12 protein-coding genes are annotated in these 12,045 nt (G+C 62.4%); 2 read left to right on the top strand and 10 right to left on the bottom strand.

Translation table 11 applies throughout. The annotated features are described in order from the left end of the window. Positions 1 to 41: 41 nt before the first annotated feature. The 4 genes from Q0176_RS07540 to Q0176_RS07525 all read right to left on the bottom strand — a co-directional run bounded on the left by Q0176_RS07540 (position 42) and on the right by Q0176_RS07525 (position 4,189). Positions 42 to 962: a LysR family transcriptional regulator gene (locus Q0176_RS07540; protein WP_299300984.1), complete on the bottom strand. Its 921-nt coding sequence runs from the start codon at positions 960 to 962 to the stop codon at positions 42 to 44. A 134-nt stretch (positions 963 to 1,096) separates the two neighbouring features. Next, on the bottom strand, positions 1,097 to 1,486 hold the full coding sequence (locus Q0176_RS07535; RefSeq protein WP_299300981.1) for a hypothetical protein: 390 nt from the start codon (positions 1,484 to 1,486) through the stop codon (positions 1,097 to 1,099). After that, positions 1,479 to 2,297, bottom strand: coding sequence for a ParA family protein (locus tag Q0176_RS07530; protein WP_299300993.1), 819 nt, complete (start codon positions 2,295 to 2,297; stop codon positions 1,479 to 1,481). The genes Q0176_RS07535 and Q0176_RS07530 overlap by 8 nt, the downstream gene beginning before the upstream one ends. Then, complete coding sequence (locus tag Q0176_RS07525; protein ID WP_299300978.1) at positions 2,294 to 4,189, bottom strand: hypothetical protein; 1,896 nt, start codon at positions 4,187 to 4,189, stop codon at positions 2,294 to 2,296. Before Q0176_RS07525 ends, Q0176_RS07530 begins: the two co-directional genes overlap by 4 nt. Before the next feature lie 430 nt (positions 4,190 to 4,619). Here Q0176_RS07525 and Q0176_RS07520 point away from each other — a divergent pair, with 430 nt between their 5' ends. Beyond that, positions 4,620 to 6,197: a M20/M25/M40 family metallo-hydrolase gene (locus Q0176_RS07520; protein ID WP_299300990.1), complete on the top strand. Its 1,578-nt coding sequence runs from the start codon at positions 4,620 to 4,622 to the stop codon at positions 6,195 to 6,197. A 273-nt stretch (positions 6,198 to 6,470) separates the two neighbouring features. Next, entirely contained in the window at positions 6,471 to 7,427 is a 957-nt protein-coding gene (locus Q0176_RS07515; RefSeq protein WP_299300975.1) for an exopolyphosphatase, read from the top strand. 92 nt (positions 7,428 to 7,519) lie between these two features. On the opposite strand, the gene Q0176_RS07510 is transcribed toward Q0176_RS07515, so the two are convergent. The 6 genes from Q0176_RS07510 to Q0176_RS07485 form a co-directional block, all read right to left on the bottom strand. Then, positions 7,520 to 8,029: a rubrerythrin family protein gene (locus Q0176_RS07510; RefSeq protein ID WP_299300973.1), complete on the bottom strand. Its 510-nt coding sequence runs from the start codon at positions 8,027 to 8,029 to the stop codon at positions 7,520 to 7,522. 158 nt (positions 8,030 to 8,187) lie between these two features. After that, complete coding sequence (locus tag Q0176_RS07505; protein WP_299300970.1) at positions 8,188 to 9,309, bottom strand: glycosyltransferase; 1,122 nt, start codon at positions 9,307 to 9,309, stop codon at positions 8,188 to 8,190. Then, on the bottom strand, positions 9,294 to 10,946 hold the full coding sequence (locus tag Q0176_RS07500) for an HAD family hydrolase (RefSeq protein WP_299300987.1): 1,653 nt from the start codon (positions 10,944 to 10,946) through the stop codon (positions 9,294 to 9,296). The genes Q0176_RS07505 and Q0176_RS07500 overlap by 16 nt, the downstream gene beginning before the upstream one ends. 10 nt (positions 10,947 to 10,956) lie before the next feature. Next, a complete protein-coding gene (locus Q0176_RS07495; RefSeq protein ID WP_299300968.1) occupies positions 10,957 to 11,589 on the bottom strand; it encodes an acetyltransferase in 633 nt (210 codons plus the stop codon). Next, on the bottom strand, positions 11,582 to 11,830 hold the full coding sequence (locus Q0176_RS07490; protein ID WP_299300965.1) for an acyl carrier protein: 249 nt from the start codon (positions 11,828 to 11,830) through the stop codon (positions 11,582 to 11,584). The genes Q0176_RS07495 and Q0176_RS07490 overlap by 8 nt, the downstream gene beginning before the upstream one ends. A gap of 11 nt (positions 11,831 to 11,841) precedes the next feature. Next, positions 11,842 to 12,045 (bottom strand): hypothetical protein (locus Q0176_RS07485; RefSeq protein ID WP_299300962.1); only part of this gene is annotated, 204 nt, incomplete at its 5' end.

The raw sequence follows: 12,045 nt of genomic DNA, 5'->3' as shown, positions 1-12,045 counted from the left end.
GCTGCAGGGTCTTCCTGAATTCATTGTCGTCCAGGGACGGTTCAGGAGGCTCCGGAGTCGATGTCCGTGGAAGATCTCATGTCGTCCTTGTCCATCGTCTCCATCAAATGAATGAAGTCTTTCATGGACTGAAACATATAGTCGTCGGTCCGCCATATCATGCGGATGTCCAGGCTGAGCTGCGGAGATATGGGGATGTATTTTATCTCCATCCATTCCTCTACGACATCCTTGAGAACGAAGCTGACCGCGGCCCCCTGCTGCACGAGACTCAGGATTGTAGAAAATTGCGATGTCTCCAGCAAAATATTAGGCTTTAGGTGCTCGTCCTTGAAACGATTGAACAAGATTTCCTTATGCAGGTAATCCTGTTCGAAGACCACCAGATCCTCGCTCTGAAGGTCTTCGATGGTGACGACAGGCTTTCGGCTCAGCGGGTGGCGCGGCGAAACACATACTCCCAATTCCAGCGTGAAAAGAGGAACCGCATGGTAGATCGAGTCGAAACAGCCTGACGTGCTGCAGGGCAGTATCGCGAGATCGAGTTCCCCTTCCGTGAGCAGCTCGAATACCTCTTTTCTGCCGCTACTCTCGACTCGAATCCGCACATCGGGCCTTTTACGTTTATAAGCCTCTATGACCTTGGGCAGGATGAACAGGCTCAACAACGAAGGAATTCCGATCTGCAAGATTTTACGCTCGTCACTCAGCTCGGTCATGACTCGGTTCAAACGTTCCGTTTCGCTGAGCAGAGTTCTGGACATCGTCAAAAGACGTTTCCCCGCTTCGGTCATGACCATGCCATGATGTCTTCTCTGGAACAGGATCACTCCGTACTCCTCCTCCAGTTCCCTGATCGCGCTGGAAATGGAGGGTTGCGAAATATGAAGCTCCTTCGAAGCTCTGGTAATAGTTCCAAACTGACAGACAGCCTGAAAGTATTTGAGCTGAGACAGATTCATTCCGTATATTTCCCTTCCTCGCCGAGTGCACGCAATCGATAGGTGCAGCAACAGACGATGCGCTCGTGCCTCTGTATGGGGCCGTCCGAGGGCTTCCTTCTGTCATTATGACGCTGGTCACCGCGACGTTGGGGTCATTGAAGTCCGTAGCAGGTCAGGATGCCCGTCTCGTCCCATCTCAAAAGGAGCTTCAGCGGGCTTCGGATCTGGACGCTCGTCCTCACCGGGCGCAGGTGCTCCTCTCCGTCCGCCAGCAGGTAGTAGGTGAAACGGTTCTTGTCCGCGCTGCGGAACTCCTCCCTCAGGGCCGTGAAATCGAGGGGGGCGGTTCGCATCTCCGTTCCGGCGCCGAGGATCGGCTCCCACGTCAGGCGGTCACGCTCCGAGAGGAGGGCGAGAAGAGCCGACGACGGGCTGCGGCCGTCGGCGAGCGGGGAGGCGGCCGCCGGTTCCCCGTCATCGTTGAAGCGAACGACCCCCGTCCTCAGGTAATCCTTCAGGCTGGGTCTGATCTTCTTAGCCATGATTCTGACACCTCTCGAGAAATTCGGCCGTGACGCGCTTGTAGTCGTGCGCTCCGTTGCTTGCCGGGTCGTAGGCGAAGACGGACATGCCCAGGCTGGACGCCTCTATGAGACTGACGTTTTGCCGGACGTAGGCCGAGAAGAACAGGTCGCCGAAGAAGCTGCGAACCTCGGAAGCCACCTCGCGGGAGATGAAGATGTTGGGGTTGTGGCGGGTCATGAGGATTCCCAGGAACGCGAGTTGGGGGTTGAGGCGTGCCTTGAAGAGCGGGATGGCCTCGTTGAGAAGGCGCAGGCCGGCCAGGCTGTAAAAGCCTCCATCCATGGGGACGACCAGCAGGTTCGAGGCCGTCAGCACGTTGCGGGTGAATACGCCGAGCTGAGGGGGGCTGTCCAGCAGGATGAAGTCGTAGCGTTTGGGGTCCACGAGGGCCAGGGCCTCGCGGAGGAGCGTGTCCTTTCCGATGGCGCCCTCGGGATGCAGTTCCGCCATGACCAGATCCAACGAGCTGGGGATGACGTCGACCCCCTCTTTGGAGGTCACGACGTCGTCCCAGCCGGCTTCTCTGGAGAGCAGGTCGAAGATCTGGAGCGCCCCGGGGGCGACCGAGATGCCGAAGCTGGCGCTCAGGTTGCTCTGCGGGTCCATGTCCAGAACGGCGACCCTCTTGCCCGAACGGGCCAGGCCTACGGCCACGTTCTGACACGCAGTCGTCTTGCCGACGCCGCCCTTAAGGTTGCAGAAACCTATGATCAGCAAGTGATTTCCCCTCCTCGAGAACGCCCGATTCCGGAAGAGGCGCGCGGTTATTTTCCCTGTCCGGACGGCGAAGCGTCGGGGCTGCCGGAAGCGGTGCCCTCGATATGCTTGAGAAACGCCTCGACCTCCGCGTTGGGGTGGGCGGCCAGGCTCTCCCGATACTTCGCCGCCGCCTCCTGGACGCGCCCCTGGTTGTAAAGAAGGTTGCCCTCCTTGATCAGTTTGTTGGCGGCCTGGATGGCCTCGTACTCGTTCAGGGAGGCCTCCAGCTTCCGTATCAGCTCGGACAGGATTTGGTCCTGGGAGATCGCATAGCTCTTGCGGTATTGAACCAGAGCTTCCCTGTAGCGTTTTTCGCCGTAGAGTTTGTTTCCCGCAATCAGGAAGCGTGCAGCGTCGGACTTCGTCCCTATGCCGAAGTTCTCGGGAGCGCGTATGTCCGCGCTCTTGGGAAGTCGAACGGTCCTCTCCAGCGCGTCGATCCGCTTCTGTGCCTCGGGGCTCGGCCACATGGCCATGCTCTCACGATATCGAAGCAGGGCCTCGGTCTCCTGCCTTTTCCTCTGCAGATCGCTCCCCTCCCGGAAGAGGGCTGCGGCCTGTCTCTTGCGCTGGACGACGATCTCCTCGAGCTCCTTCACATGCAGGGCCAGGGCCTCGTCGGGGTTGTTCTCGAGGCTGGCCTTGTAGCTCTCGATGGCCTCGACGAGCTTTCCGTTCCGCTCGAGGGAACTGCCCGTGCCGGCGAGCTTGTCCGCCTCGGCGATGAGCTCCAGTCGCCGGGAGATGCGGAGTATCCGCTCCTCGATCGCCTGGGATGGGACCAGCGCCTGAGACTGATTGTAGTAGTCCAGCGCCTCCTGGATCTGTCCCTCCTGATCGTAGGCCGCCGCCGTGTCCTTCAGCCACTCCGCCTGCTGATTCTTGACCCGGAGGGCGTCGATCGCTTCCTCGAGCTCCTTGATGCTCGTCTCGCTCTCGGGCATGGGCCATACGACGCGGGCCCGCCGATAGATTTTCAGTGCCTCGACGAGAAGATCCTTTTCCCTCTGTTCGGCGCCCTTCTTCTGGAGATCCAGGGCCCGAAGAATCCGGTCGTAATTGGCGCCCATGACCTTGACTCCCTCCGCGATGTCGGGGTCCTCCGGGACCTGGGCCGCGGCGCGCTTTGCCAGCTCCACAGCGTCGGAATGACGCTCCTGGGCCCACTGTGCCTGGGCCTCCTGCCAGTCCGTCCAGCCCGCCTTCTGGCGTGCCGAATCCTCGATGCGGGAGGACGGAACGGTGACGGATACGACGCGGGAGGCGCGGCCCAGAGGGATCCCCGCCGCGTTGACGATCTGGACGGAGAGCTCCGAATCTCCGATCTCGCTGCGGGTTATCGTGGTCTGGGAGGCGTCGCTGCTCAGGATCGACGTCGAAGCGTCGGAGGTCCAGTCGTAGCGCAGCTCTCCGTTGTAGGATGGGGTGAGTCTGGCCTCGAAACGGATGGGACGGTTGCTGGCCAGCTCCGTTGTGGGACGCTCCTCCTTGACCTTGATGTCCCAGAGCATGAGGGGTTCATCCTCCAGCTTCTCGATCCCGACCTCGAAGTAGCGCGGGGTGAGTCCGAGCTTCGCTGTGGTCAGGACCTGACCGTCAGGATTCTTGGCGACGGCCTCGATATCGATGGCGGAGGTGTTGATCGGGGTGAACGCGAACTCGGCCCCCCCGTTTTTCAGCAGGACGGACTTGACGTCGCCGCTGACGGACCATTCGAACAGGGGCTTCTGTGAGAGGAGCGAGCCCTGCAGGGACAGAACGATCTCCTGGCCGACATAAGCGTCCTCCCCCTGGACGATCTGAAGGTCGGCGGCGTGGGCGGCAGAGGAAAATACACACGCGACGAAGACCAATGTCCAGAGGCCATGCAGAAAATAGAACACTGTTTTTTGAGGTCTCACAAAAATTCCTCCTTAGCAATATGGGTCTCGATGAACCCGTCTTCGGAGTCGTTCCTTGCCCGGTTTTTCGTTCCCCGACTCGGGCCGGCTCCGCTCGGAATGTCACCGTTTTCCGGGGGATCCGGATCTTCATCCCCCATGCCTCCGAATTCGACTCGAGGGTCCATTTGATTTTACGCTATTTCCAGGGGAAAATCCAACCGTCGCTCTGACGAGGTATTGCCCGTCCGACGGAAGGGCTGTGGTAAAGTATGCGAAGTCCCGGCGGCCGAGGGATGCATGGAGCGTGAATTCTCTTATATCGAAGATTTACTTGGAGGCGAGGGCCTTCGTCGGAACGACCGTTTTTTCGGGGAGGAGTGGGAGAATGCTGCCCTTTGACTACTTGCGCCCTCGGTTCACCCCGAGGGGGGAGCGTATTTATGATTTGATGCTGCGTCTCGTGGCCATCCCCAGCATCACGGGGTCCGACGGGGGAGAGAACCGGTGCGCCCAGTTCCTGTACGACCGGCTCTCCCGCATTCCCTATTTCGGGGAGAACCCGGGTGGACTGCGCCTTGTGCGGCTGGAGGAGGACCCTCTGGACAGGAGGGCGGTCCTGGCCCTTCTCAAGGCGGCTCGTCCGACCCGGAAAACGGTGATCCTGACCGGGCATTTCGATGTCGTCGATACCGACGTCTGCGGTCCGCTGCGCCCATGGGCGTTCGACCCCGAAGCCTACACGAGCCGCATCGGCGGGCTCGAGCTGCCCGACGACGCAAGGCGAGACCTCGAATCGGGAAATTACCTGTTCGGCCGGGGCGTGTCCGACATGAAGACGGGGATTGCCGTCAACCTGTGCCTTCTGGAGGACTGGGCGGCCGACCGGGAGAAGCTGGACTTCAACGTCCTGCTCTGGCTGGTCCCGGACGAGGAGGGCGACTCCGCCGGGATGCGGCTGTCCCTTCCGGCCCTCCTGGACCTTCGGGAGCGGGAAAAGCTCGAGTTTGTTGTCTGCGTCGACACGGAACCCGTTCTGAGCAACGATGGGCCCGGGATATATTTCGGCACGATCGGCAAGGCCATGCCCTTCTTCCTGTGCGTCGGAAGGGAGGCTCACGTCGGAAACTATGGGGAGGGGATGAACTCGACCCTGATAGCCTCCTGCCTGAACCTCTCGATCGAGGGGCGCGGGGCCGAGAGCGTCGGGGGAGAGACCTTCTCGCCCGATTGCTGCCTGAGGCTGCGCGACCTTCGGGAGCGCTATGCCGTGACGCTTCCCGAACGCACGGCTGTCTACTACAACTGCCTGACCGTGAAGCGGACCCCGGCCTCGATCCTGGAGGACATGAAGGCCAGGGCCGGCCGGGCGCTTCGATCCGCCTTCGAGCATTTGGGATGCGGGGACCGGCCTGTCCGGGTGCTGGATGTCGATGAGCTTCTGGGAAGGGCCGCCGCCGCGGCGGGGATGTCCCGGGAGCGTCTGACGGACGAGCTCCTTCCCCGCATCTCCGCAACGGACCAGCGGGACCGCAACGTCGAGTTCCTCTCGCTCCTGATGGATCGGGTCGGGGAAAAGGGACCTCTGGTCGTCGTGGGTTTCCTGCCGCCCTACTATCCCGCCCGGGTCAACGAGGGGCGGACACCTCGGGAGCGGGCCATCCGAAGCGCCGCCGGGGCGGTGCGGAGGAGCCTCGCGAACCGGGGGCTGGGCCTCACGGAGGTCGAGATCTTTCAGGGGATCTCGGACCTGAGTTACACGGGCTTCCGCGGCGGGGGGGACGACATCGCGCCCCTGGCGGCCAACATGCCCCTGTGGGGCCGCGGCTACTCCATCCCCCTCGAGGCCCTGAGGTCCGTCGACATCCCCTCCGTTCTCCTCGGTCCCATCGGGGCCGATGCCCATAAGCTCACCGAACGGGTGGAGCTGCGTTATTCCATGGACATACTCCCTGAGGTGCTCGGGGAATTTCTGTCCCTTGCCGCGCTGTCGGACGGGCCCGGGCAAGGGCGCTTTCCTGAGAAATAGAGGCCGATGCCTTTCGTTCCAGACTTTTTTGAGTTAAAATGAGAAGGAGTGGGGAATTGGAGTCTTCGGACCGGTCAGCCTCGAAAGGGTTTCTTTCGTTTCGCGGCAATACCCTGCGTGTACTTTTTCACAATCGGAAAGAAACGCGTTGCCGTGGTTTCCCGCTTGCAACCTCTGCAAGGCGTAGGGTAAATCCTCACTTTTATCGTGCTTATCTGCGCTGAAAAGCAGCGAAGGCAGGGACTTCTGCCATTTTTGCGGAGGTGAACCGAGATGCGGCTTCTGACCCGATCCGATTTCGACGGATTGATGTGTGCGGTACTTCTCAAGGACCTGAATCTTTTTGACGAAAAACTGTTCGTTCATCCCAAGGACATGCAGGATGGGCTCATCGAAGTCACGGCCGACGACATCCTGGTGAACATCCCCTATGCCCCGGGCTGCGGCATGTGGTTCGACCATCATACCAGCGAGGATGCGCGGGGAGTGATGCATCAGTACAAGTATGTCGGCGCCTCCTGGCCCGCTCCCAGCTGTGCGCGGGTCATCTACGAATACTACGGCGGCGCCAAGGGACGCCTCGCCCGTTTCGACGGCATGGTGGCGGATGCCGACAAGTGCGACTCCGCCCACTTTTCCAGGGAGGAGGTCCTGGACCCGCAGGGGATGGTCCTCCTTTCCTTCATCATGGACCCCAGAACCGGCTTCGGGCGCTACCGCGACTTCCGCATCTCCAATTATCAGCTGATGGACTGCCTGATCGATCACCTCCTGGTCATGCCTGTAGACGAGATCATGCAGCTCGAGGACCTTCAGGAGCGGGTACGCCTCTACGAGGCCCACCGCGAGCCCTTCGAGAGGATGATGAAGGACCATTCCCGCACCGAGGGGGCCGCCGTCGTCACGGATCTTCGCGGGATAGACGAGACCTTCGTGGGGAACCGGCATATCATCTACGCGCTCTACCCGGATCAGAACGTCTCGGTGCGCGTTTTCGACGGCAGGGAGGGGAAGAACTGCGTCTTCTCCGTCGGATACAGCATTCTGAATCGGACGGCCACCGTGGACGTGGGCAAGCTGATGCTGAAGTACGGCGGCGGCGGGCATCGCCGGGTGGGGACGTGTCAGGTTCCCTTCGAGGATGCGGACAGGGTCCTGAGCGAGATCCTCGAGGAGATCAACTCCCAGAACTGGCAGATGCTGAATATAGCCGGCCTCGAGGAGTTCTGATCCGCCCTCGGGCATTCCCAATAAATACAATACGGCGGCTTTCCTCTTCCCGAGGAGGCCGCCGTATTGTATGCAACGATTGCGGCTGTGGATCAGCACGCGGGGTTCTTCACGAATACGCTCCCCTTGGCCTTGCAGATCGGGCAGACATCCGGGGCCGATCCCTCGTGGACGAAGCCGCAGATGGGGCAGAGGTACCAGTCGGCGTCCTTGCCCTTGAGAGCGGCAAGTCCCTCCAGGGCCTTCTTGTAAAGCCCGCCGTGAACCTTCTCCGCCTCGTTGGCGAGGTGGAAGCTCCGCTTTGCGGCCGCGTGCCCCTCGGCCTCGGCGTCCTCGATGAACCCGGGATACATGGTGGAGAACTCGTAGGTCTCCCCGTCCAGGGCTGCCTTCAGGTTGCTGGCCGTATCGCCGACCCCGTCCATAGTCCGGAAGTGAGCGGTCGCGTGCACCGTCTCCGCGGAGGCGATGGCACGGAACATCTTCGCGACGCCGGGATACCCCTCTTTGTTCGCCTGATCCGCGAAGGCCAGGTACTTCCTGTTGGCCATCGACTCGCCGGCGAAAGCCTCCTGCAGGTCTTTCATGGTCCTCTCGTGCATGATGAAACCCCCTTTGAAAGATAAAAACAGGCCCTCCTCCGCCCGCTCCTGTTCGGACGGGAGGGGAGCCCCTTAACGATACTCCATCTCTGCGGAAAAGTCACCAGCCGCAGGAGGGAAACTTGGGAGAAAAAGGCCTGGGGGAATGCGCTTCCGAGCTATCCGAGCAGTTCGGAGTAGATCCTCTCGTGCTCCTTCAGAAGGTTGCCGAGGTCCCATCGGGAGTCGGGGAGGGGATGGAACTCGGAGGGTGCGGCGGCCGCGACGAGCATGGCCGCCGCCAGGGCCGCGGAGTTGCCGACGGGGTAGAGCGCACCGCGGGAGGGGTCGGTGACGAGATCGCGTATGCCGCGCACGTCCGCACCCAGGACCGGGATGCCCAGGGCGATGGACTCCATGAGGCTTCGATTCAGCCCCTCCCGTTCCGAGGGGAGGATGGTCGCCCGTGAGGTCAGCATCAGCAGGGGAATGTCGGAACGCTGCCCCAGGAAGTGGACCTGCCGGGAGATCCCGAGCCTCTCGGCAAGGGCCTTCATCTCGTCCTCGAGCGGCCCCCTGCCGGCGAGGGCGAGATGAAAGTCCCTCCGTCCGGTCTTGGCCAGAGCGGTCAGGGCGTCCCGGTGCCGCTTGCCCGGGTTGAACTCCGCCACCATGAGGAAGAGCTCGTCCTCCCGGCCGAGCCCGAGCTCCTCGTAAAGCCCGCATACCCCGGCCATCGAGACGGATTTTCGGGACCATCTTGCCAGGTCCAGTCCGATGCCCGGAAGGCAGGTCAGCCTCTCCGGAGGGACGAGGGCGTGTTCCAAGGCGGCCCGGCGGTCCTCCTCGTTGATGACGATCAGATGGTCCGTCCGACGCGCCGCTCGGCGCTCCAGCTCCAGGTAGAGGCGGTTTTTCAGGGGCGAGCCGCCGCTGTGAAAGTGGAACCCGTGCGCCGTGTAGACGATCTTCGGACGCCGTTCCGCGGGCAGCCGGCCCAGCGCCGTTCGCGTCACGAAGGAGGCCACCGGTGTGTGGACGTGCACGATGTCGTACCCCTCGCGGAGGACGAGGCTGCGGATCGCGCCGTTCATCCGGCGCACGCCGCGGAGCGCCCAGGGCTTTCGGGAAAAGGGGACCTCGTGACAGGCGTCGAAGGTCTCCCGGCACTCCGCGCAGGATTCCGAGTCCCGCGACAGGGCGTCCACGCGCCAGCCCAGATCCCTGAAGTGGCGGGCGTAGGGCAGCAGAAAGGCCCTGAGCGTTGCGGCTACGGTGGTGACGATCAAGAGTTTCGGCATACGAACGACCTTCTTTCCGGGAATGGAGCCTTCCGGCTCCAGAGTTCCCCGTTTTCGGCATAGCCCATGCGTTCCCAGAAATCGCGGACGGGCTCGTTTTTTGCGGTGGGGACGTATCGGCCGTTCAGGGCCGTGACCCCCTCGGACCCGAGAAGCTCCTCGATCCAGGTAAGTACGGCGCCCTCCACGCCGCGCCCCATGGCCCTGCAGCTCATCAAAAAGGTATCGAAAAGCGCGCTTTTCGTGTCTCCTGTCCCGGATATCTCCGCAATCGCCAGGGCGATCCGCCCGTAGTCTCCATAACGGTCTCTCAGGGAGGCGATCCAGACGCGGCGGGCCTTGTCCCGGAGCATGACGAGGAGGTCCGCCTCCGTGTATCGGCGCGTCGTCAGGTTGAACTGGTTGGTCTTGGCACAGAGCTGTGCGGCCCGGGGCACCTCGTCCTCCCGCAGGGAGTGAAGGTCGAGTTTCATCTCCAGCGAGGCGAGGTAATCGTCCAGGGAACCGCAGGACGCCCTGGCGCTCGTTCGGAGGGCCTCGGCGCGATACATTCCGGCCTTGGCGGCATCCTCGGCGTCCAAGCGCGGCGCGGTGAAACAACGGTCCGCGACCTCGCGCATAAACGCAGGGAGCTCCGCCGTGTCGGACGGGAACTCCGGGACCTCGACCTCCGGGCAGCCGGCCCGAACGGCCGCCCGCTCTACGGGATTGTCGTCGATGAAGACCAGGGAATCCATGCCGATGTTGAGCTCACGGGCGATATCCGCGATATTCTGCGGCTTGGGCAGCCAGTTGGCCTTCACGCAGACGAAGTCCTCCTCGTGGAGGACGGCGTTGGGGTGCTCCCGGAAAGGCCGCAGGGCGTCCTCGGGGTTGTTCTTCGAGGCGATGGCCAGGAGCACCCCCTGTCGGGCGAGCCGTTTTGCGGCGACCTGGACGTCCCTGTAGATGGCGCCGACGCCATGGTCCGAGAGGATGATTCCGTCCAGGCCGTCCTCGCCGACGACCCCACCCCAGAGGGTTCCGTCCAGGTCCAGGACCAGGCATTTCCTGCGTGTCCCCTGCAGGATGCGCCCCATGCGCGCAACCTCGGCGGCGAGGCGCGTCTCCCCCCGTGCGGAGAAGGGCAGGGCGCCAAGGTACCACGTCTTCGCATTGTAGAAATTCTCCCGCCCCGTCTCGGCGGCGAGCTCCTCGATATCGAGCACGGGAACACGCAGGGATTCCAGAATATCCCGCCAGCGCTGAGCGGCGCGGCGTTCGAGGTTCGGACCCGCCGGAGGCTGAGCGGGGGCCCGCGGAAGGTCCAGGGTGGAGACGATCAGCGTCCGGTCGGGATGCTGCCGCTTCGCCTCCTCGATGGCGGTGGACAGGCCGTCTAGGACGGACTCGAAATCCTCGCCGACTCCGGCGGGGAAAAGGGCCGGACCGTGCAGAACGAGACAAAGAGTTCCGGCCTCCCAAGCGGGGGATCCGGGATTCAGGAGCTCCGCCCTCCAGGTGTCGAAGCCGGGGGCGGTTCCCGCATCGAGTCCATGCAACGTCCTGAGCCGGAGGGCCAGGCTCTCGGCCGTGACGTTCGAAAGAAGGATGAGGGAGGGGGAATGAGATGCCTTTGGGGTCGCCTTTGGAAACATCACGTGCGCCTCAGAACTTTCGCGCGGGGTTTCCCAGCACCGTGCAGGCATCCGGGACGTCGGTCAGGACGATGGTGCCCATGCCGACCATGACCCCGGAGCCGACCGATCGTCCCTGGAGGATCGAAGCCCCGGCCCCAATGGTGGACTCCGCCCCTATCGTGACGTTCCCCGAGATGTTGACGTTGGGCATCACGGAACAGAAGTCGCCCAGCACGGAATCGTGTCCGACATGGGAGCCGGTGTTGATGAAGACGCACCGGCCCAGACTGATGTCTACGGACAGGGAGCAGAAGTGCGAGACGACCCCCCCCTCCTCCATCGCGATGCGGGAGGAGAGCTTCGAGTCCGTGTCGATGACGTTCGGAAAACGCACGTGGGGGCAGCGCTTCAGAGCCTCGTATATCGCACGCTTGTCCGAGGGCCGGGCGATGGAAAGGACGACGTCGAGAGGGCCGTCGAATTCCTCGGCGAAGCTCCGCCCTCCGAGGATGGGAAGTCCTCCCGAGAACGTTCCGGCCTCGGCTCCGTCGTCGAGGAAGCCCAGGAGATTCCAGAACCGGTGGCGCTCGTTGATGCGCCTAACGATCTCGGCGACCTCACGCCCCAGTCCGCCCGCCCCGTAGATCACGAGATCATGCATGGTCCTGCCTCGAGAATCGGGCGATGTCCGCCACGGTGCGTATCTCCGCGATCCTTTCGAGCGGGACGGGCATCCCCGCCTCGTCCAGCGCCATGACGATCTGGAGGGTCTTCAGGGAGTCCCAGCCCTCGGTGTTCTCCATGGACGACTCGGCAGTAACGGGGAGCCCCAGGACCTCGGAGACGATCTTGACGACGGCATTCATTTTGGAGACAAGGTCTGTCTTGGCAACAGCATCCATCGGGATCCTCCTTATTTCAAATCCAAATCATTCGTATGCTTCGTGTAAACAGATGACCGCCTCCTCAAGACCGGCAGGTCTTGAATGACGTGTCCATCGCCTGCATCGACACGCGGTACCGTTACCGCGTTGTCGATGCAGGTAAAGAATGAAGGCTCACCTTGGCTGCTCCGCAAACCTTCGGTTCGACGTGCTTCTCCGTACGCCTGGTGAAA

The sequence above is a fragment of the uncultured Fretibacterium sp. genome, assembly GCF_938040765.1.
In the GTDB taxonomy this organism is placed as follows: domain Bacteria; phylum Synergistota; class Synergistia; order Synergistales; family Aminobacteriaceae; genus CAJPSE01.
The sequence above is the reverse complement of the archived record's forward strand: the minus strand, read 5'-3'. Positions and strand labels throughout refer to the sequence as shown.

Coding starts and splice junctions, on each gene's coding strand:
- Q0176_RS07540 (WP_299300984.1), bottom strand. CDS start 962: ATGAATCTGTCTCAGCTCAAATACTTTCAGGCTGTCTGTCAGTTTGGA.
- Q0176_RS07535 (WP_299300981.1), bottom strand. CDS start 1,486: ATGGCTAAGAAGATCAGACCCAGCCTGAAGGATTACCTGAGGACGGGG.
- Q0176_RS07520 (WP_299300990.1), top strand. CDS start 4,620: ATGCTGCGTCTCGTGGCCATCCCCAGCATCACGGGGTCCGACGGGGGA.
- Q0176_RS07515 (WP_299300975.1), top strand. CDS start 6,471: ATGCGGCTTCTGACCCGATCCGATTTCGACGGATTGATGTGTGCGGTA.
- Q0176_RS07510 (WP_299300973.1), bottom strand. CDS start 8,029: ATGCACGAGAGGACCATGAAAGACCTGCAGGAGGCTTTCGCCGGCGAG.
- Q0176_RS07505 (WP_299300970.1), bottom strand. CDS start 9,309: ATGCCGAAACTCTTGATCGTCACCACCGTAGCCGCAACGCTCAGGGCC.
- Q0176_RS07500 (WP_299300987.1), bottom strand. CDS start 10,946: ATGTTTCCAAAGGCGACCCCAAAGGCATCTCATTCCCCCTCCCTCATC.
- Q0176_RS07495 (WP_299300968.1), bottom strand. CDS start 11,589: ATGCATGATCTCGTGATCTACGGGGCGGGCGGACTGGGGCGTGAGGTC.
- Q0176_RS07490 (WP_299300965.1), bottom strand. CDS start 11,830: ATGGATGCTGTTGCCAAGACAGACCTTGTCTCCAAAATGAATGCCGTC.